The organism is Streptomyces sp. NPDC088246 (assembly GCF_044741025.1).
Classification (GTDB): Bacteria; Actinomycetota; Actinomycetes; order Streptomycetales; family Streptomycetaceae; genus Streptomyces.
Genome location: NZ_JBIURV010000054.1, coordinates 1 through 19,758, shown reverse-complemented (window position 1 = coordinate 19,758; position 19,758 = coordinate 1). Strand labels below are relative to the sequence as shown.

Below are 19,758 nucleotides of genomic sequence, written 5' to 3'. Positions count from 1 at the left end.
AACACGTCTTCTCTCCGGGAAAGAGGCCGGTCACCGATAGGCGAAAGGCGGCGCTGGGGCGGAGCGGGATGGTGGGACCGCGGGGGCCGGCCGTGATGGCCGGCCCCGTGGCGAGCTGACAGAGCAGCGGGGCGGTGTCAGGTTCCGACGACGTCGTATACCTGTGTGCCGTCGCTCATTGCTCCCGCCCAGAGGCGGATGTCGCCGATCCGTCCGGGCAGGTAGTTACCCCAAGCTCCGAGATATCCCTTACCGGCGGAGAACTCGCCGCTGCCGACCTGTGCGGTGTAGGCCATGGCGTCGTCTCCCTGGGGATCCGAGGTGAGATAGAGCTGGATAGTCCTGTCCTGGGCGTTGTAGACACCCGTGAGGCGGACTTCGGAGTCCAGGACGGCTTCTTCCTTACTGACGACCGATGCTCCTGTGCCGTCGGCGGTCAGACGGCCGAAGTGCCACCGGCCGACCGGAACAGTCTTGTTCACCGGGTTGCCGTTCTCGTCGAGGACTGGTTCGCCGTTCTCGTCGAACTCGGGTTCCTGCCGTGTGTCGGTCTTCTCGAACCACAGGCTCCAAGAAGATCCGGTGGCCGTACGCTGACCGAGGATCTGGGCCTTGTAGCCGTCCGGCTTCGTCACGATCCTGGCGGCGTCGACGACTGCCTGTGTCGTCACCGTGAACGACCCCGAGTCATCAACCACCGGGCCCGGCGTGGTCCCGGCACCCGAGGTGCCGTCCAGCACCAGTTCGTCGTCGACCAGCGAGGCGCCCGAGGAGAGAGACAGGGTGCCGCCATAACCCGATGCGCTGTTGGCCAGCGACGTGCCAGTGGCTTGAGCGGGGTTCCATGAGGCGACGAGTTCCGCGGAAGGCTTTCCGTACGCGTCGAGCAGCGTGCTCTCCTGCTTCACCTGTACCTCGGTCAGTGCCTCCTGCCACGCCGCTGCTTCATCGATCACGCCCGGGAAGTAGTCCGTGTATGTGCCCGACCATTGGACGCGGCCGATCTGCAGACGTCCGGTCGCCGCCCATGGCGTCGTGAACGGTGTGGTGCCCTGCGGCTCACCGTTGACGTAGAGGCTGATCGTGTTGTCGGTGGCGTTGAAGACACCGGCCAGGTGGGTCCATACCTTGGGAACGGCCGGGTTCTTGGAGGTGACCCGCTGGTAGGACAATGTCCCGTCGGCGGGCGCGTCGGTGTCGGCCTCGCGGAAGGACTACTTCTTGGTGCTCTGCTCGTAGCCCAGCAGGAACGGGCTGCGGTTCACGCCGTCCTGACCCATGACGGTGGCGTTGCGTGTGTCCGTGTTCAGGCGGACCCACGCGGCCACCGTGTACGAGGCGCGGGTGTCGATGACGGGGTCGGCGGTCGCGGCGTAGCCGGTGGTGCCGTTGAGGCTGAGGCCGCTGTCCGTGGCCTTGACCGCCGGTGTGGTTTCCGTGGCCGGGGTGACGGTGATTTCGCCGCGGCGTCCCTGGTCGGTTCGGGTCGCGCCGCCGGTCAGGGTGGCGTTGTCCTGGAGTTTGGGGTCGGTGGTGGAGGAATCGACCGCCTCCGCGCCCGTGTCGTGGAAGTTCCATCGTCCGACCGGGCCGTCACCCTCCTTGACCACGAACTCGACGGAGTTGGCGGCTCCTGGACCGTAGGTGTCCTTCGCTTCCACCTGCAGGGTCATCGTGCCCGAGGTCGGAGGCACCGGTGCGACCGTCACGGTCGCACCGGACACGTAGGGCGACCACGCGGTGTCGGTGGACAGCTTGTACCGGTAGGCGGTATTGACGTCCCCCGCTGCCGGGCCAAGGGTGAAGGACCCCGCCTGACCGGGCTTGCCTCCCGGGACGCAGTCGTTCGCCGTGCACGGGGTGTACGGGGCAGTCTTGTTGAACGCGATGGTCGGGGGCTTGGGAGCCTTGCTGTCGACCTTGAAGTAGCACCAGCCGGTTGTGGAAGCGTTCGACGGGCCGGACAGCCATTCGGAACCGTAGTACGACCGGGTCCAGGCCCGGTAGCGGTACACCGTGTTCTCTTCCAACGCGGTGGACGGCGACGCGGTGACCTTGACGTTGTCACCGACCGGACTGGACGGCACCAGCATGTCTCCCACCGCCTTCGTCCAGGTCGTGCCGGTCTTCTTGTCCAGAGCCATGACGATCCGCAGGCTGGCCCCTGACTCCCCGCCTGATTCCGTCTGGGCCGTGGCGGTCAGTGCGGGAGTAGGGTCGGTGGCGATCGCCGGGGCAGACTCTGTGGTCGTGCAGGTCTGGCTGGATCCCGTGACCAGGCCGATGGCGCTCGGCTTCGCAGGCTTGCCGACGTAATCGACGCTCAGAATCGCGTCGTCATCGAACCGCTTCCAGGAGACGGTGTCCTTCTCGTCCTTCGCCATCAGCATCAGCGTCAGGCGCGAGATCTTCCCGTCGGCGAAGCTCCGGACGGTCGGCGTCAGGTTCTCGTCCGGTTCCGGCGCGTAGTCGTGGAACTTGATCGTTGCGCGCGGCTGGGAAGGATCACAGTTACTGCCGCGGCCCGCGGACACATTCCGGTCGCCCATCTGGTCCAGTTTCGTCGGGCCGGGCCACTTCGATGACGGCGAGATGTTGTTCGTGCGCTCCAGATCGACCCACCGCGCGTCACAGGAGAACGACCACGTCTCCGTGACACGGAACGTGGCGTCCAGAATGTGCTTCCCCTTCAGCTTGCCCGGGTCGAACTCGAAGTACATCCGGTTCACATAGCCGTTGCCGCAGTAGTAGGAGATGCCGCCGATCACTGCGGATCCGCACTTGCCGACGCTCATACCGTTGTCGCCGCCGGAGAAGTTCCAGAACACATCGCCATCCGACGACAGCACGGTGCGCTCCGACTCGTTGAGCTCGACCGACGGGTCGATGTACAGCGGAAAGTCCGCCTCGTCGGTGGCTGCCAGAAGCTCAGGGTCCGGCTCGACCGTCACGGATCTGTCGGTGACAGCCAGGCCGAGGACCGAGGACGCGTCACCCGCGCCAGGGCCGGCCAGCGGGTCACCCTCCTCCGCAGGGCCCGCAGGTACAACCTCGCCCGCATCGGCCTGAGCGGGTCCGGCAAGGTACAGCGAGCGCTGCGCAACAATCGGGGCGGTGTCGTCTCCCGCGGAGTTCCACATCCGTGCCGCAGGCGAACGGAACACCGGACGGCCGTTGCCGTCCAGGGCGTCCACTCCGCCCCCGGCGCCGGCCTGGACCGTCAAATTCTCCGCACCGAGCTGGTATTCGATGCGGTCCAGCGCCGGGTTCGCCGCAGCCTCGGGGGTCTTCACCTCCAGAACCTGACGGAAACCCTCCACCGTCGCGGTGAGGACCAGGTCCACATCGGGCAGCACGTTCTCGTACACCGCACGTGCACCATCAAGCCGCGGAGCGGGCAAGGTACCAGGCCACCCCAGCGACACCGACTGCGTGCCCTCAGCGATCGTGACCAGCTTCGCCCCGGCACCGCCCGGCGAGAACGACAGGTCCACGGCCGCGGCCTTCGGACCGACCGAACCGTCGGATTTCTCCACCAACGTCGCATCGGGATCCACCCAGCCACCGCCCTGGGCGGCGACCCGCACCGGCGCGATCGACTTCTCCAGCGTGAACGTCGTCCCGTCAGGATTCGCGAACACCGTCTCCCGCTCGGTGCGCTCCTCCACAACCTCTACACGTTCACCCGACGCTGCCGCAGCAGCCGAAGCTCTCGACTCCGGCGATGCTGACTCCCCCGCAGCTTCACCAGAGGATGCGGGCACAGCCACGGCCTGCCAGGTCAGAGCGGGAATTGAACCCGCCACTGTGGCCGCAACAACCAGCGCGCACACACCGTGACGTACTCGACGCCACACCCCGCCATTCACATGCCCCGCCCCATTACCTACATAGCCTTCACAAAAGTCAGCCAAATATCTGACCAAGATCAGGATCGGTCAAGAGTGACCTGGGTCACCATCTGGGCAGATTGCGGCAGCGAAGGATTCGGGTTCGGTCGAGGCATTCCGCTCGCATCGCATGCACCAAAACGGACCGTACGGTCTCATTCCTGTCAGAACTCTTGGCGCAGCGAGCCAAGTTGTACTGCCCAGCACGCTCACCCGCGAGCAACGGCACTCTTCCGTCCACGCCGTAGTTTCTTAATGCGAACCATGCTGACCGTGCGTCAAACTTGGCCGGTGGCACACCAAGCACAGTCCGAACAGCGACAACCGAGCCAGACGCAGATCGTCGGCGACCGCTTAACTCACCACGGAAAGGCAGACCGTGCAACGCTGCGTGATCTCCTCGGGCGGGTCGAGGCATCCGCGTATGTCAACAGGGTCCGCAACGACGGCGGCCTCAAGCGTCTTCACAGTTACCGGCGGTCGACCACGTGTCAAAACCCTCGAACTGTGGAGATCTTCTATGCGGCCAGCTCCAAAGCGGAGTCGGCCGGGTGGTCTTGTTCGTAGTCGATCGGGCTGTGGTATCCGCACACGCTGTGTAGTCGATGCGTGTTGTAGAACCCGGTGATCCAGGTCGCGATCCTCAGCCGGGCCTCGGTGCGGCTGTTGAAGGTGTGCCGGTGGACGTACTCGACCTTGAGCACGCTGTTGAACGCCTCACTGACGGCGTTGTCGAAACACGACCCGACCCGGCCCATGGACTGCGTTGCGCCCAGGCGCCGACAGGCGCGTTTGAATCGCCGGGAGACGTGCTCTGAGCCCCAGTCCCTGTGCCACCACCATCGCTCCAGCCTCCCTCACGCCCCGACGCAGGGCAGGGGGCACGGGCGAGACTGTGTCTCTGGTAAAGGGTCTTATCGAGGCATGGAGCCAGCTTCCCGTCGCGTGACACGCTGGGCGGATGACGACCGCCCTGCCGGAGCTCTGGACCGACTGATGCTCGGTCACCTCGACGTCCACCGAGAACAGGGACGAGCGGACGCTCGCGCGCTTCATCAGGCAGGCCGCACCCTCCCGCCGCGTGCTCTCCGACGGTAGGGGGAATGCCCGTGACGATAGAGGCTCAGACAGCAGTCGCCGCTGCCATCGTTGTTCAGGACGAGCGAGTCTTGCTCGTGAGGCGACGAGTCGCGGAAGGCGTACTCTCGTGGCAGTTCCCGGCAGGGAAGATCGAGCCTGGCGAAGCTCCCGAAGAGGCTGCAGTGCGTGAAACCCAGGAGGAGACGGGGCTCCTGGTGACCCCGACCAGTTTGCTGGGACAACGGGTTCACCCTGTGACGGGCCGGGAGATCCACTACATCGCATGCCGACCCCTCAGCGGCACGGCGTTTGTCGCGAGCGTCGAAGAGCTCGCCGAACTGGCGTGGGCCACTCACGGCCAAATCCCGCAGTACGTTCCGTATGGGCTATTCGAACCAGTGCAAAACTACCTCGACGAGGCTCTGCTCTCGTGAGCACCCACGGGTCGGCTCCCTTGAGCACACGAGAGCGCGTTGTCGTTGCGGGTGCTGGGGTGGCAGGCTCACTACCGGCGTCGTTCTTGCCGAGGCCGGGGCACCGGATCGGCGCCCGGCCGACCCGCGCCGCGGTCCGCGTGGAGGCGGAGCGGTGGGAGGACGGCACCGTGGTCGTGCACGACTACGGGCACGGAAGGGGCGCCGGTCACGACCAGGGAGCCGTCGGCCGTTCTCCGGGTGCCACCGAGCATCAGAGACGGGGAGCGGTAGAGCAGCGCACCGTCGCGGTACAGCTCGTACTTATACCCCCGACTGCCCTCCAGATTGCGCCGCTGCTGTGGATCGGCGTCCGTCAGGGGCAGCTCGACGGGTCCGCGGCCCTCACGCAGGACGCCCTGGGAAGCGATGTGCCCTGTGAGGGTGCATCAAACGATGTCCTCGCAGTTGGGAAGGATTTCTGTCTGGGGCCGGACCTGGTCGAAGATCTCGGCATCGGCATGCATCGCGTCGGCGTCGGCAGCAGCTGTGGCGGCGCCGAGGAATTCCCTGGCCCCGCGGAGCCTGATGCTCAGCCGACGTTGCGTGGCCTGGCTGTTGAGGCGTACGTCCAGGGCTCCCAGGAGGTGCGTGTCCGCGCGGCGGCCGACGGGCAGTAGGGAGGGGTCGACGCCGTCGCGTCGGGCGATGAGTACACCGAGTGCGTAGCGGCTGAGGGCATCGCATCCAGCCAGGTGGAAGACGCCGGCTGCGTCGGACACCGCAAGCTCCCACAGGGCAGCCGCCAGGTCGGCGACATGCACAGGGCAGCGGATGTCGTCCGTGAACAGGGCCCCCTCCCGCGCGCCGCCGGCTAGCTCGTGCACCACTCGTTCGTGCGCGGATCGGCCATTGCCGATGATCAGGGAGGTGCGGGCGACGACCGAGGCCGGGTGGAGGAGTCGCACGGCGGTCTCAGCGGCGGCCTTCGCGGCCCCGTAGGGGGTGACAGGATCGGGGAGAGCCGTCTCGTCGTAGTGCACGTGGGTCCCGGAGAACACGGCGTCGCTGGAGACATGCACGAGGCCGATCCCCCGCCTCGCCGTCGCCTCGGCGAGGCGGACGGGGCCGTCCGCAGTGACTGCCCAGTCGGCCTCCCCGCTGGACGCGTTGATCACCATGCTCGGTGCCACCGTGTCGATGATCTCGTCGAGTCGACGGGGATGCCGTAGGTCCAGGTGGTGCCACGAGGTGCCGGAGGCGTCGCCAGGGCGGGAGTTGAACGTCGCGGCCGTGACGCGACCTGCGGACGTCGCCTGGTGCACCAGCTCGGTCCCCAGGAACCCGCTGGCTCCGATGATCAGCACAGTCATGCCGGTACACGGTAGTGGAACCCCTTGCTGCCCCGCGGTGGAACGGGGAAGCACGCGAAGAGGCGGCCTACCGGCATCCGTCACGAGCGGGCCGACGCCGCCGCGACGGCGGCGGAGGAAGCCGCCAAGGACGCCCAGGCCTACGCCGAATCAGCACAGCAGGCAGCCGAGTCCGCCGAACGCAAGGCCGCCAACCAGACGGTCAGCGACGGCGCCGGCACCAGCTTCGGCGGCGGCACGTTCTTCGTCGTGGACGAGGACAGCGTCAAGGTCACGGATGTCAGGCAGCACCAGCCGTGCGAGCTGCCGCCCGGCCTCGGCACGAGCTGCACGGTCACCTTCACCTACACCTTCGACGTCAAGGTCGACTACTACCTGTGCACCAACTCCAACGTGCCGGCGACCCAGTCGGGCTGCCCCTCGGTGGACACGGTGCACCTGGGTTCAGATCCCTTCACCGGCCTGAAGAAGGACATCACCAAGACATTCACTCAGTTGGAGATCCTGCAGGGCTTGCTCAAGACCTATCTCGAGATCGGCAAGCAGATCCTGGTCCAGGACTTCCTGGACTGCTGGCACGGCAGTGTGTCCGGCTGCGCCTGGGCGGCGTCCAACTTCATCCCGGGTAAGGCGCTGGGCAAGGTCGTCGAGGGGCTCAACGCCCTGAAGACCGCCATGCGCACGGGCACCGGGGTGCGGGAGGCGTTCAACGCGCTGAAGGCACTGGACGTCGCCCCGGCGACCCTCGCCAAGATCGAGAACACTGTCGACACGTACGAGGACTTGGTTACCACCTGCATCCGGAACAGTTTCCCCGGAGGCACCCAGGTACTCATGGCGGACGGCTCCCACAAGGCGATCCGCGACGTGCACGTCGGTGAGACGGTGCTGGCCACCGATCCGCAGAGCGGGCAGTCCGCGGCCCAGCCGGTGACCGCGACCTTCAGCCACGACACCACGCGGCTGGTGGACATCACCGTGAGCGGCGGAGTCCTGACCAGCACGGCCGGTCACCGGTTCTACGTCGCGGAGCGCGGCTGGACGCTGGTCTCGGACCTGCGGGTGGGCGACCGCCTGCGCACCCCCGACGGAAGCCGGCACCGGGTGCAGGGCCTGCGGGACCGCGCCAGCCTGGCGCCCCGTGAGGTGTTCGACCTCACGGTCGACGGGTTCCACTCGTTCTACGTCGGCACCGCCGGGCAGCGTTCCCGCGACGTCTTGGTGCACAACTGCACCAACATCCTCGCCGACGAGGGCCTCGAGGGTGCGCACACCCTCGAGGACCATGTGGACCTCAGCCCCCAGAAGCTGGCCGACAAGCTGGCCAAGGACGGCGTGGCCACGCAGTGGGCCAGCAAGGACATCGCCGTCGCGGCGGTCGACCAGGCCATGGCAGACTGGATCAAGCTGCCCGGCAACGGGGACAAGCTGGAGGCCTGGCGCCTCAGGCAGGCCCAGCGGGCCGGCAAGGGCATCGGCTTCGACCCGAGAAAGGACCTGCTGCCCATCTGCTTGCAGGTCACCGGGCACGGCGCCTCGCTCGGTACGAAGTGGGTGAAAGGCGGCAGCTCGGCAGGCGAGGCCGTCGGCAACACGGTGGTAATCCAGCTGAAGTTCGCCAAGGGGCATATGAAGCCCAAGACCTGGGTCGTCTACACCGCCTACCCGGAGTAAACATGACATACGAGACCGGCCTCACCTGGCTCTCCGAGCAGTGCGATGAGCTGGCGGACCTGCCTCCTGCGGAGATGGACTGCCTCATCGAGCGGGGGCCGGTCTCGGCCATGCTCCTGATCACCGAACGGTCGGTCCGGGAGCTCGGCCACCCGGCGTCCCTGCAGCTGGGCCGTGACGTACGGCGGCTACTGGACTCCGGCCTGGCGGACGACACGATCCGCACGGCCTGGGTCGGCTCAACCGACCACGCGTTCGACCCGGCCAAGCAGCAGGTCGGAGCGCGGGAGTGGCTGGAGCGGATCGAATCGGCCTGGCTCGCGGCGGAATCCCACCGTGACCCCGGCTTCACCCCGCCCCCGGCCGACCCCGTGACAGACGAGTCGCTGTGCGCCGCGGTGCACAGGGCGACGGCTGCGGTGGCCGCCGCGCTGACGCGGGCGCACGAGGAAGGAGAGGTGTTCAACCCGCTGCCGCTGCCCGCCCCCCTGGTACCAACGCTGGAGCAGGTGATCACCGGGGCGTGTGCCGACCTCGGTTTCCGGCTCTTCCTGCGCGCGGTCAAACGCCACGCGCTGCCGCTAGACGGCCCGTGCCGGGCAGCGCTGGTGGCGCTCGGCGAACGTCTCGGCTACCCGGAAGGTGCAGTCGACCAGGGCCTTCAGAGGGACTGACGTTACGAGGGGTGGGCGGGGTGCACGTCCCGCCCACCCCTCGCAGCAGACGTCAGTACACCGACTCTGCCTCGTCCATCCGGTCCACCGGCACCGTCTTCGGTACCCGGTCGAGGTGATCTCCCACTGCGTGTGGCTGTACTTCCGCTTCCCGTTGTCATTCCGTGAGGTGGAGGAGCTGATGCTGCAGCGCGGCATCATCGTCTTCTACGAGACGGTCCGCCGCTGGTGTCTGAAGTTCGGACAGGCCTATGCCGACGGACTGCGCCGCCGTCGGCCACGGCCCGGGGACAAGTGGCACCTGGACGAGGTCTTCATCAAGGTCAACGGCGAGCTGAAGTATCTGTGGCGGGCCGTCGACCAGAATGGAAACGTCCTCGACATCCTCGTCCAGAATCGGCGGGACAAGACCGAGGCAAGACGGTTCTTCCGCCGCCTGATAAAGAAGACCCGTACGGTGCCGGGGGTGGTCGTCACCGGCGAGCTCCGCTCCTACAGCGCGGCGCACCGCCGAGGTCATGCCCTCGGCGGAACACCGCTCCCACGAGGGTGAACAACCGGGCGGAGAACTCCTACCAGCCCAGGCGGCAGCGTGAACGCGCGATGAAGGGATTCCGTTCCGTAGGCGGGGCCCAGCGGTTCCTGTCCGCGTTCAGCGGCAGCTCGCCCCACTTCCGCCCTCACCGCCACCTGATGACAGCCTCCGACCACCGAGCCGAGATGACCGTCCGCTTCGCGATCTGGGACCAGATCACCCAAGCTGCCAGCCGGCCCACCACAGCCTGACCACAGGCCTGGACCGCAAGCCCACCATGCCCCAACGCGCCGTCAGGCACCGACATACTCAACAACTTGACAGCGCCCTCATGAGCGGTAGGGCTGGCCTACAGCCTCGGCGGGCTGCCCGAAAGGCGAGGCGATGAAGCACCGCGGGTCAGTTTGTCGTACGTAGTCGGGTGTTGTTGGGCCATCGAGGCGGCTGGGCGGTGCTCGACAATCTGTCAGAGGTTGAGACCGGCGGTGGTGAAGTCGTCGATCCACGCTTGGAGGGACTGGCGGCCAGTAACGGTGGGTCATTCCCTCCGACCAGGTCTCGGCCACGTGGCGGGCGTCGAAGTAGCTGTTGCCGTTGGCGAGCCAGTTGGCGGGGGTGGCCCGTGGACACGATGAGCCGGCCACGCGGCTGAAGAACACGGCGGAGTTCCCTCAGCATGGCGACGCGGTCACGGACGTCAGCGGGGCAAGACTCGCGTCCGGAACGTCTCCAAACTGCCCCGCCCCACTCTCACCGGCCCTACGGGTGGAGCCCAGTGGGAGCAGAATCGGGCACGCCGAACGATGGTGGTGCCGGAAAGCTCCGAGGCTCACGTGACAGGGTCGCCTCCCTGAGAAAGCCGAGCGCTGATCCTCTCGTCGAGTTCCGCCATGGTGCGGTGGAAGACGCGTTCGAGGTCCACGTTGTAGCGGTGAGCCAGGATGAGTACCGACCAGAGGCAGTCGGCGAGCTCGTGCTCCAGGGCAGCTCGGCCGCCCAGGTTCTCTCGCGCGCCATCCTCCGCCATGACGAGCTTGGCCAGGTCGCCGACGTCTCCCATGAAGCCGAGCATGAATTCGCTGCGTGTCCAGACTCGGCCGCGCTCACGACGGTTCAGCTCGTCATAGCGGTCGTGGATGCGGATCGCCTGCCGCTTCAATTCGTCGAGGTCCACGGAGTCTGTCCCTTCGGGGTGAGTGTGCTGCAGTGAGTTGCCCCGTCCGTGACGAGGAGGTGCCGGGAGCTGGCTCGATTTCTGAGACGAGCGTGGCAGCACGTGGCGACGTCGACAGGAGCGTCGGACCAGCTCGCGTGTTCAGGTCGAGAAGTACCGGCAGAGGACCTGGTGCAGGTAGTCCGCGCCCGAGCCGAGGCAGGCAGCCTGCTCGGCCGACGACACGAAGGCGATCTCGTCGAGCTCGGGTACGTTTCCACGCTCCGTCTCCGACACGGTGAGATCCGCGTGCCGGCGACGCACGAGTGCGCTGGGCACGGACGGGGCGAGGAAGTGGAAGCCAAGGCTGCCGAACCGTGCTCCTCGGGTGAGGCCCCACAGCCGCAGCTTCTCGTCGGCGGCGTGGATGCCGAGTTCCTCGGCCAGCTCGCGGGCGGCATGCCGACGGAGTGACGCCATGTCCAGGGGGTGGCCGGCCGCAGGCGGCTCCGCTGTGCCGCCGGGGAGGGTCCAGCGGCCGGGCGTCGCGGTGGTGGGGGAACTGCGTCCGACCGCGGGTCCGTCCTCGGAGGGCAACAGGACGGTGACGAAGACGGCCCCGGGGACTTCTTCGGGCGGCCGGAGCTGCCGCAGGGCCCGGTGCCGGTACGTCATTCTGGCCCATCGCACCACCAACGGGCCGGGCCCTGACGGGTCGATGCCCAGGCTCGCGACGAGGGGGCCATCGAAGGCGGTGGGGTTGTGGGCCTTCGTCTCCTCCCAGAGACGGTCGACTTTGCCCTGTTCCTGCGGTGACAGGGCGGGGGGAGGGTGCTCGATGAGGTTGATCTGGTGCGCGTCGAGGAACTCGACAGGGAGATGTCGGGGCTGCATTGGAGGTCCTTTCCGCCCGTCCGGGCGTTTGACTTGGTCGAAAGTGGCCGGTACGCGCTCCTCGCTTCCTGAAGATTGCCAAGGCCATTCCTACCGGCAGGTCCAGGTCATGGCCGGCGAGGGAATGGGACGGAAGCCGAGTTGGGCGTAGAGGGGGAGTACTTCGGGGGAGCGCGTTGAGGCGGACGGAGGAGCAGCCCTGGGAGGCGAGCCACTGCATGGGGGCGGTCACACCGGCGAGGCCGTAGCCGCGCCGGTGCCGGGCGGGGTCGGTGGCGACGGCGTGGATCTCGCCGTGGAACACGGAGCGTTGCTGGTGGGGCTGGGGAAGCGGGGGACGTAGGTGCCGACCGCGCAGGAGGCGAGACCGGCACCGTTGGGCGCGTTGACGACGAAGGCGACGAAGCGGGGTGCTCGGAGGAGTCGGCGAAGGCCGCCGCACACGCGGTGAGCCATTCGTGGTCCGGTGCGGGCCGCGTGGTGTCGAGCATGATGCGGCGCAGCCTGGTGAGCTGGGCTGCGTCATGGCGGTCGGCACGGCGGACATCCAAGGTGCTCCTCCTGCATCACGAATCGGGGTTGACGACGGGATGGTGGGCCGAGCGGTTCGCGGCCTGGCGCCGGGGCTACGGGGCGGTGAGGGCGCGGATGATGTCGTAGAGGTGGGTGCCGTGTGCCCATCTCTTGAGGTCCTCGCGGCCGATGGTGATGAGACGGTGGCGGGCGGCGAAGTCGAGCGCGGGCCGGGTGAATCCGTTGAGCCCGATAATGACGGCGTGGTCGGCGCCGTGCTCCGGACGGGCTGTGCCGTTGAACTGCTGCATCGCCGGTGAGTTGACGGGCCGGCTGAGCTGCTTGCACTGGACCACGACGGTGAGGCCGTCAGGGTCGCTGGCGATGACGTCGGCGCCGAGGTCGCCTGAGCCGCCCACTCGCCGGGCATGGAGGAAACCGTCCCGGGCGAGGAGTTCGGCGCACGCATGCTCGAACCCGGTCGGGCTCATGGCTTCGAGCTGCTTCATCCGGTAGGTGAGCAGGGTCGGCTCCGGCTCAACGGGTGTCGCATCCACGCTGACCGCGACGGCGCGTGTGGTGAGAAGGTCGAGGACGGCGCCGGCGAGCCGGGCGAGGAGCAACAGTGCGGTGAGGGAGCCGAGCACGATGAGCGCGGTCCACCAGGGGTGCTCGGTGACCGCGCCCCACAGGTCCACGGTGATCCAGTCGATGACGGTGCCGGTCAGCCACTCCCAGAGCATCTTCCCGGCGGCCAGGACCAGCAGGGCATACAGCAGGACCTTCAGGAAAGGGTCGAGGGAGCCGTCTTCATCGAACACCGTTCGTCCTCCCCTTTGAGGCCGTCCGTCCGTACGGAGCGGGGAACGGTTGTCGAGTGCCGGAGAGCCGTCGGCGCACGAGGGTGGGCAGTCGCAGGATCTGATGGAGTGGCACGCCCAGCTCTGCCCACGAACGCAGTCGCTCGCGGTCGGCCCAGCCGATCGTATGCCGGTCTCCCCACTCCCTGGCGTCGCGGGTGAAGCTGCCGTTCGTCACGACCACTGCCGAGTTCGCCCGGTGGACGGGGCCGGCTGTCCCCTTCACCTGGTACATGACCTGGGAGCCGACCTTCGCGGCGACCTTGGTGTGCTTGGCCTGGACGACGATCCGCCCGTAGGTGGGGTGGCCGGCGATGACGTCGGCGGCCTGGTCGCCCTGCTGCCCGACCTGCCGGGCCGACCAGCCGTCCCGTATCAGCAGGTCCCGCAGCGCGAACTCGAACTGCCGGTCGTCCATCGCGTCGATCTCCGCCAGGGTGAACCGCAGCACGGACAGACGCTGTGCTCGTGCCGTGTGCTCGCGCGCGGCTGCCGCAGCGCGCCAGGCGCCGACCGCGATACCAAGCAGAGCGAGCACGGCCACGACAGGCCACCACCGTACGAGCACCTCGCCCACCCACACGAGCAGCCGCACCACCAAGGAGACCGCTGCGGCGGCGACCAGGGCCGCCGCCCCGTACTCAGCCACGCCACGCGGCCGACGGATCGTAAAGCGTCGCCGGCTCATCAGCGGCCGGCCGACGGCGTCGCCGTCACCCCGGGCGTGGCGGGCTGTGCCGGCGCGGCCGCCTCGAACCCGAAGAACTGCCCCCACAGCACCACCACGGCGGCGATCCCGGCGATCAGCCACGGGCTCATCTTCTTCGCGGACCGCCGGGTCGGATTCCGGCGGATGTGGCCGCGCACCCGGTGATAGCCCTCAGGCGTCATGAACTTTCCCCTCCCGGAACTGACGGCCGCACAGCGCGGCCCTTCTGACATGGATGTAGCAGCGACCACCGACACCAACCCGGCAGAACCGCACCGCGATCACTCCAAACCGGCCACCACCGTGCACGGCCTTCCATCCGCAGCCGAACGTGAGGTGAATGACCAGGTGACTATGGAGAACCGAGCGCCGCGACCGCTGAGTGCGCCCCGACCAGGCACCGCACGGCAGCCGAGGAAACCGCTGGTCAGAGCGGATCCGCCGGGTAGGCCGAAGTTGGCGAGAAAGACAGGGGGTGCGCTCCCGCGTATGCGCCCGTGCGCCCCTACGCGACGTCGCCCGGATGCGGCGCCGCGACGCTTCTCGACTACCCGCCGGACACAGCAGACCCCCGATACGGAAGAGTTCGGTGATCGGTCGGCGAGGGGAACGGGGCAGGCCGAGCCGGGCGCGAGCCTCGTGGACGGCGCTGAGCTGGTCGGCCGCGCTGGACCCCCAGTTGGACAACTCGGTGCCCGAGACCAGCCAGTCGGCACGGGCAGAACCCGCCCTTGTTCCTCTTCCCTCGAGGAGGAGCGGGGGCACCCTGCACCACTGTCCGAATCCCGTCCTACTGCCATGCGGTGGACACGGGTTAACTCAGAAGTTCGCCCGGAGCCGGGTGGGAGAACCGAAGGGAAGGGCACAAGATGGCAGAGAGGGCATCCACGCAGGCGGGGACCAGCCCCGAGCTTCTGATCGCCGTGGAGGAGCTGGCGACCGCGCACGACCGCAGCGAGTCCGAGCGGTCCGACGTCACCAGCTCGCAGAACAGCGCGGGCGATGACGGCGACAACCGCGACCTGAACCTCCCGAAGGAGTAAGGGGAACCCATGGAGCACCGGCTCGTCACCCACATCGAGAAGGCTCTCGGCTGGGACGGGCCGGGTTCCGTGGGGACCGCGTTCGCACGCGGCCGACTCACGGACCCGGAGCTGCCCGCACGGCTGTTGACCCCACTCAAACTGCTGGACCTGATCAAGCGCCGCCACCTGGCCAACCCGCAGCTGCGCTGCTACGCCGAGGGCGACGAAATTCATCCGTCCACGTTCCTGTCCACCAACGTCAACCGGCGCAGGCAGGCCGTGAGTCAGGCAGACATGGCGGCCCTTGGACGGATCCTCAACGACGACGGCACCGTAGTCCTGGACCACGTGGACTTCTTCGACCCGACGCTGGAAGTCGCCTGCCGGGCCCTGGGGTGGTGGTGTGGCGAACTGACCTCTGCCAACGCATACCTCGCGGTCGGTGACACCGACGGATTCCATCTGCACTGGGACGATCACGAGGTCATCGCCGTGCAGCTTTCGGGCGAGAAATCGTGGGAGGTGCGCGGACCGTCCCGGCCGGCGCCGATGTACCGCGACGCCGAACGCAACCGCACGCCCTCGGAGGATGTGCTGTGGAAGGGAACCATGCGGGCCGGCGACGTCATGCACATCCCGCGCGGCTTCTGGCACACCGCCACCCGCGTCGGCTCCGGTAGCGGTGGACACTCGCTGCATGTGACGTTCGGGTTCACCAAACGGACCGGCGTCACGTGGGCCAACTTCCTCTCCGACGCCGCCCGCGCCGACGAAGCGTTCCGCCGCGACCTGGAGGGCGCCGAAGAAACCGCGCACAAGATACTGACGGACAAGCTCAGCGCTCTGGCCGCCACCCACAGCCCCGAGCGGTACCTGGACGAACTGCGGTCCAACACCCCGCCCGCACGCCACATGCCGCATGTGGCTGCCTTCGGCCGCCCGGAGAAAGTCGCGGCCGCCACCGAGTTCGCTCCCACCATCGTCCGCTCCGGCGCCACGGTCCAAGTCTGCGGCGGTGGCAAGCGGCTGACCTTCCACGAACGCGCAGAACCGGGCCTCCGTGCGCTCCTGTCGGGCCACCCGGTCTACCTCGATGACGCCCCCGACGACATCACCACCCTGGCCGACCTGCTGATCACGGAGGGGCTGTGCGAACCACTGACGGAAATGTCGTCCTCGGGCTATACCGGTCTGGTCACGCCCGTGACCTACTCGAAGCCGCCGCCGACCTCGGCGTAACACGCCTCGACACAGCGTCCAACTACCTCAGCCATCGCTCCCACGAGGTGCTGAAGACAACAGCCGGCGATCTCCTGCCAAAATTCTCGGTCTCCACCAAGGTCGGGTATTTCCCCGAAGGCCACAGCCTCGCTCCCACCCGGCTGCGCACAGCCGCCGAGCAAGCCATCAAGGACCTCGGGCAGGAGCCGGATCTGGTACTCCTCCACAACCCGGAGCACTCGGCACCCGACGCCGAGACGCTGGCACAGGCATGCGCGGTCCTGGCCGACGCTACACAGGCAGGGCTCTGCCACTCCTGGGGCGTCTCGACCTGGGATCCGCGCCCGCTCATGACCCTCGACGCTCCGCGCCCTGATGTCCTCATGATCCGGGCGGGACTGCTGGTCGGGGTCGACGTCCTCGAAGCAGCCGAGGCCCTGGCGAAGCGATGGTGTCCGTCGCAGGTATGGGGCATGAGCCCCTTCGGCGGAAGTACGGCCAAGGCAGTGTGGGAGCGCTTCGATCCGCGGGTATTCCTGCGGAATCCCCCATCAGCCACGAAGGTCCAGGCCGCTTTCCGCTCCTCCTACGACCTGCCCCGGGTTGACGCGGTCGCGGTCGGCACGGACAACATCAATCACCTGCGGGAGCTGACCGAGGCCCTGACGTACGAGGTCGACGAGAAGGCAGTCCGGGAGTACCGGCAGCTCCTCAAAGCCCGTCAGCTCGCCTGAAGCTCCCGCAGCAGCTGCTCCGCAGCCTTCCGCGCGGGGGCCAGGCGGGGGTCCTCGGGATCGGAGTAGGGGCCGAGGATCTTCGCGGCGACGAACAACGTCATCAGCTTGCCGTCCCGGCTCTCCAGATCCTCACGCCGCTCGCTGCGGACGCGATCGGCCAGAGCCGGGACGGCGAGGGAGGCCCCCCACAGATTTGCCGCGTCCAGGCCGCACGGGGCCATGCCCCAGTCCTCCCAGTCGAACATGCAGAACACCGGCGCCGTGATATTCGCCCAGTTGAAATCCGCATGAGCCGGACGCCATTCGACCACGGACGTATCGACACAGGGGAAGACGCTGTGGACCGTTCCCGTGACCAGTTCCTGTGTGAGGGTCTCGGTATCCGGTGTCGCGATCCGGTTGGTGTGCTGCGCGGCGAGAGCATCCAGGGACGCGTTCAGCGCGGCCCACCACTCATCGGACAGCTGCGGACCCTCCGCCACCACGGCGCTGCCCACCGGCGGCCCCGGCAGCAGCTCCGTCTCGTCCGCCCGCCACATCACCGCCTCCGTCTCGTCCCGCCACGCGACGCCGGCGAGCCAGGCCGGCTTCGCGATCCCGAGCAGGGCCTCGGCGGACGCGGTGCCGTCCCCGCCCTGGACCCCGATCCGGTCGAGTCCGCGCCGCTCGATACGCACCCACGTATCGCGGTCCGTACGCGCCCCCAGAGACCGGCGCTTACGGACCACCGTCCCCTGGTCCAGGCACACCCCCAGCGACCGCTCCACACGGTTCAGTACGGCTTCCACGGGTTCCTTGCGTAGATCCACCGAACGCAGCGTCATACGCCTGAACGTACCAAGTCCCAGTTGCACTTTGAGGGAGATCTGGGGCAAGGCATAGCTCTCGCCGGGAGCGGGTCGGCAACCCGCTGTCAGAATTGTCGGTGCATGAGTCTTGACCGACGTGGAGGGTGCACGTTAAGGCTTCCGGGTGGTGCAGGCGAGCCGCCGAGGACTCCAGCCAGCCGTCGGCCGAGGCCGTGATCATATCGGCGTGTAGCTGGCGGACGCGCTCGACCCCGATGAAGACGGGCAAGAACTTGTGGGAGTCGACGCCTATCCCGGCGGCGAGCGGCGGGGCCTCGCTGAGCCCGCCAAGGGCTTCGGCGAATCGCGCTTTCGCCTCGTCCGGCGAGCGGGCCAGAGCAGTGTCGAGGACGGCCTGTGAATGGGACGTGGGTAGTAACTCTCCCCGCCGGCACCCCACTTCGAGACTGTGCGGTCGCTGATGCCCAGGTGGGCGGCGAAGTCGGGAAGACTCATCCGCATCGCTTCGCGAAGCATCCGGGACTCCCGGCCCGACCGCCACTGCACCCTGACCGCCACCGAACCTCCGTCCGCCGTCTCGCGTGGATGCGCAACACCCGGTGTAGCTACGGATGTTCGGCAGAGATGCGGTGTTGGTGCAGCGCTTGTACGTCACGCACAGCACGTGCGGTCCACCATGCTGAGTCCGCAGGCCCGGAGTGCAGCCCCGCGAACTCGGAGGCGTTCCCCTCCCAGTGCCACGACCAAAGGAGCAATCGGCATGACCGACATCGTCAAACGCAACGCTCGCGCGATCCTCCTCGACGGCGACGAGCTGGTCTTGATCAAGCGCACCAAGCCAGGCAGGGAGCCGTACTGGGTGTCGGTCGGCGGCGGCGTCGAGGACGACGACGCCACCATCGAGGCGGCCCTGCACCGCGAAGTGTTCGAAGAGCTCGGCGGCAAGTTGGAGCATGCCGAGCTCGTCCACCTGATCACCGACGAGTTGGAGGGCGGCATCGGCGTCCAGCACATCTTCGCCGCGCGCCTGGAATCGATGGACCTGGCCGCCCGGACGGGCACAGAGTTCGCCAAGCCGGAGCGGGGCGGGTACGAGGTGGTCCGGGTGCCCTTTACGGCCGAGGCAGTCCGCGAGCTGAACCTGATGCCGCCGGAGCTGGCCGATTTCATCGCCGCCAACGCCGACGCGATCGTCTCCGTGCTCGACACCTCGATCCGCGAGGCGTGAGTGGCGATGCAGGGAAGGATGCCGGATTTCGTCAGCCTCAACGGCCCTAGGGTCGGTTTGGCTGTCGAGGGAGCGTCGGCTCGCTCAGGCTGCTCCATGCCAGGCGTCGGCGAGGGCACGCACGGAGGGAAACCTTGCCGGTGGATCTGCTGCCGTCGCTCGCCGGATCACGGACAGCTGGTGGGGGGTGCCGCGCCACTGCTCCTCCTCGTCGCCGGCGTCGAGGAGGAGACGGAGGGCTCTGCCGAGGTTGAACACTGTTGTCCGGATGTCGATCAATGAACCGCGTACGAACTCCTCCGGCGCCATGTATCGCCGGGAGCCGGGAAGCCGGTCCGTCTCCAAAGTGAACGGACCTGGTCGGTACTCATCCAGGTCGCACAGCATCATCCGGTGATCTTCGAAGTCGTACAGCATGCAGCCGTCATAGAGGTCAACGGCAACGAACCCTGCCTGTTCCACGGTGAGGTGGGCGTCCAGGATGGCACCCAGGGCGGCGTGGATCAGAGGGAGAGGCAGCCGTCGGAAACATGCCATCGGGCTATCGGGCGCAGCCCGGCCTCCGTGATGGGACACGGTCGGGTGGTAGAGAACCTGGCCAGGGACCCATGGGTAGACGAGGACCAGTCCGTCCTGCGCCGAGAAACTGTGCAGCAGTGGCACGATGGTCGAGTGGGTGATGGCCTGGTGCACGGACTCAGCGCGGTGTAGCGACGACACGGCTTCCGGTGTTGAGGCCGTTTTCACGAACCAGCTCTGCCCGTCGACCAGCACTCCGTATGAGGTGCACCCGGAGTCCTGATCGGCGAACGTTCGGAAGATCGTTCCAATGTCTCCAACGTAGGTCTCGAACGCGGCCACGTGGGTGACCTCTAAGAGGGTGTTCGGTACCGTTTCATGCTGCCGCGGGCGGTTTCGGGCGGAGGTATTGCCCGATTTGGCTCGGGCTCGCGGTCAGCCTGCTGACCAT

Annotated in this window: 18 protein-coding genes and 2 pseudogenes; 9 read left to right on the top strand and 11 right to left on the bottom strand. The window is 67.6% G+C overall.

From position 1 onward, the window contains the following. Positions 1 to 137: 137 nt before the first annotated feature. The 3 genes from ACIPEK_RS39115 to ACIPEK_RS39105 all read right to left on the bottom strand — a co-directional run bounded on the left by ACIPEK_RS39115 (position 138) and on the right by ACIPEK_RS39105 (position 4,666). Positions 138 to 1,172, bottom strand: a complete 1,035-nt coding sequence (locus ACIPEK_RS39115; protein WP_402006511.1) for a LamG domain-containing protein — start codon at positions 1,170 to 1,172, stop codon at positions 138 to 140. Between the two features lie 42 nt (positions 1,173 to 1,214). Next, the gene (locus tag ACIPEK_RS39110) at positions 1,215 to 3,668 is read right to left on the bottom strand and encodes a hypothetical protein (protein ID WP_402006508.1); all 2,454 of its coding nucleotides are present in this window, start codon (positions 3,666 to 3,668) and stop codon (positions 1,215 to 1,217) included. Between the two features lie 740 nt (positions 3,669 to 4,408). Continuing rightward, positions 4,409 to 4,666, bottom strand: a complete 258-nt coding sequence (locus ACIPEK_RS39105) for an integrase core domain-containing protein (protein WP_402006547.1) — start codon at positions 4,664 to 4,666, stop codon at positions 4,409 to 4,411. A gap of 327 nt (positions 4,667 to 4,993) precedes the next feature. Here ACIPEK_RS39105 and ACIPEK_RS39100 point away from each other — a divergent pair, with 327 nt between their 5' ends. After that, the gene (locus ACIPEK_RS39100) at positions 4,994 to 5,404 is read left to right on the top strand and encodes an NUDIX hydrolase (protein ID WP_402006505.1); all 411 of its coding nucleotides are present in this window, start codon (positions 4,994 to 4,996) and stop codon (positions 5,402 to 5,404) included. Between the two features lie 101 nt (positions 5,405 to 5,505). Next, positions 5,506 to 5,613 (top strand): annotated as a pseudogene (locus tag ACIPEK_RS39095) (FAD-binding oxidoreductase); the annotation flags it as partial. A 219-nt stretch (positions 5,614 to 5,832) separates the two neighbouring features. On the opposite strand, the gene ACIPEK_RS39090 reads toward ACIPEK_RS39095, so the two are convergent. Beyond that, entirely contained in the window at positions 5,833 to 6,756 is a 924-nt protein-coding gene (locus ACIPEK_RS39090; protein WP_402006502.1) for an SDR family oxidoreductase, read from the bottom strand. A 24-nt stretch (positions 6,757 to 6,780) separates the two neighbouring features. Between ACIPEK_RS39090 and ACIPEK_RS39085 the strand changes: the two genes are divergently transcribed. The 3 genes and pseudogenes from ACIPEK_RS39085 (at position 6,781) to ACIPEK_RS39075 (ending at position 9,890) form a co-directional block, all read left to right on the top strand. Next, positions 6,781 to 8,430: a polymorphic toxin-type HINT domain-containing protein gene (locus ACIPEK_RS39085; protein ID WP_402006500.1), complete on the top strand. Its 1,650-nt coding sequence runs from the start codon at positions 6,781 to 6,783 to the stop codon at positions 8,428 to 8,430. A gap of 2 nt (positions 8,431 to 8,432) precedes the next feature. Beyond that, positions 8,433 to 9,104: a hypothetical protein gene (locus ACIPEK_RS39080; RefSeq protein WP_093900453.1), complete on the top strand. Its 672-nt coding sequence runs from the start codon at positions 8,433 to 8,435 to the stop codon at positions 9,102 to 9,104. A 115-nt stretch (positions 9,105 to 9,219) separates the two neighbouring features. Beyond that, positions 9,220 to 9,890, top strand: a pseudogene (locus tag ACIPEK_RS39075) (IS6 family transposase). Between the two features lie 578 nt (positions 9,891 to 10,468). On the opposite strand, the gene ACIPEK_RS39070 reads toward ACIPEK_RS39075, so the two are convergent. From ACIPEK_RS39070 to ACIPEK_RS39050, 5 genes are all read right to left on the bottom strand, one after another. Continuing rightward, a complete protein-coding gene (locus ACIPEK_RS39070; protein WP_189281739.1) occupies positions 10,469 to 10,813 on the bottom strand; it encodes a MazG nucleotide pyrophosphohydrolase domain-containing protein in 345 nt (114 codons plus the stop codon). 141 nt (positions 10,814 to 10,954) lie between these two features. Beyond that, positions 10,955 to 11,686 (bottom strand): NUDIX hydrolase, encoded by a 732-nt coding sequence (locus tag ACIPEK_RS39065; RefSeq protein WP_402006496.1) that lies wholly within the window; start codon positions 11,684 to 11,686, stop codon positions 10,955 to 10,957. Positions 11,687 to 12,312: 626 nt separating this feature from the next. Next, positions 12,313 to 13,020, bottom strand: coding sequence for a restriction endonuclease (locus ACIPEK_RS39060; RefSeq protein ID WP_402006493.1), 708 nt, complete (start codon positions 13,018 to 13,020; stop codon positions 12,313 to 12,315). Further along, positions 13,010 to 13,747 carry a restriction endonuclease gene (locus tag ACIPEK_RS39055; RefSeq protein WP_402006491.1) on the bottom strand — a complete coding sequence of 246 codons (738 nt, stop codon included), beginning with the start codon at positions 13,745 to 13,747 and terminating at the stop codon, positions 13,010 to 13,012. The genes ACIPEK_RS39060 and ACIPEK_RS39055 overlap by 11 nt, the downstream gene beginning before the upstream one ends. Then, complete coding sequence (locus ACIPEK_RS39050) at positions 13,747 to 13,950, bottom strand: hypothetical protein (RefSeq protein WP_259933728.1); 204 nt, start codon at positions 13,948 to 13,950, stop codon at positions 13,747 to 13,749. The genes ACIPEK_RS39055 and ACIPEK_RS39050 overlap by 1 nt, the downstream gene beginning before the upstream one ends. 687 nt (positions 13,951 to 14,637) lie before the next feature. On the opposite strand from ACIPEK_RS39050, the gene ACIPEK_RS39045 reads away from it, so the two are divergent. Genes ACIPEK_RS39045 through ACIPEK_RS39035 form a run of 3 tightly spaced genes read left to right on the top strand, consistent with a single transcriptional unit; the run spans position 14,638 to position 16,748 of the window. After that, positions 14,638 to 14,811, top strand: a complete 174-nt coding sequence (locus tag ACIPEK_RS39045; RefSeq protein ID WP_385134170.1) for a hypothetical protein — start codon at positions 14,638 to 14,640, stop codon at positions 14,809 to 14,811. A 9-nt stretch (positions 14,812 to 14,820) separates the two neighbouring features. Continuing rightward, entirely contained in the window at positions 14,821 to 16,032 is a 1,212-nt protein-coding gene (locus ACIPEK_RS39040) for a JmjC domain-containing protein (protein WP_402006487.1), read from the top strand. Then, on the top strand, positions 15,942 to 16,748 hold the full coding sequence (locus tag ACIPEK_RS39035; RefSeq protein ID WP_402006484.1) for an aldo/keto reductase: 807 nt from the start codon (positions 15,942 to 15,944) through the stop codon (positions 16,746 to 16,748). Before ACIPEK_RS39040 ends, ACIPEK_RS39035 begins: the two co-directional genes overlap by 91 nt. Here ACIPEK_RS39035 and ACIPEK_RS39030 read toward each other — a convergent pair. Further along, on the bottom strand, positions 16,736 to 17,575 hold the full coding sequence (locus tag ACIPEK_RS39030) for a hypothetical protein (protein ID WP_402006481.1): 840 nt from the start codon (positions 17,573 to 17,575) through the stop codon (positions 16,736 to 16,738). The two genes, ACIPEK_RS39035 and ACIPEK_RS39030, sit on opposite strands and share 13 nt — an antisense overlap. Before the next feature lie 745 nt (positions 17,576 to 18,320). Here ACIPEK_RS39030 and ACIPEK_RS39025 point away from each other — a divergent pair. Continuing rightward, a complete protein-coding gene (locus ACIPEK_RS39025) occupies positions 18,321 to 18,788 on the top strand; it encodes an NUDIX domain-containing protein (RefSeq protein ID WP_259933723.1) in 468 nt (155 codons plus the stop codon). An 84-nt stretch (positions 18,789 to 18,872) separates the two neighbouring features. Here the strand turns inward: ACIPEK_RS39025 and ACIPEK_RS39020 are convergent, their stop codons facing one another. Further along, entirely contained in the window at positions 18,873 to 19,481 is a 609-nt protein-coding gene (locus ACIPEK_RS39020) for a serine/threonine protein kinase (protein ID WP_402006478.1), read from the bottom strand. Between the last annotated feature and the right edge of the window lie 277 nt (positions 19,482 to 19,758).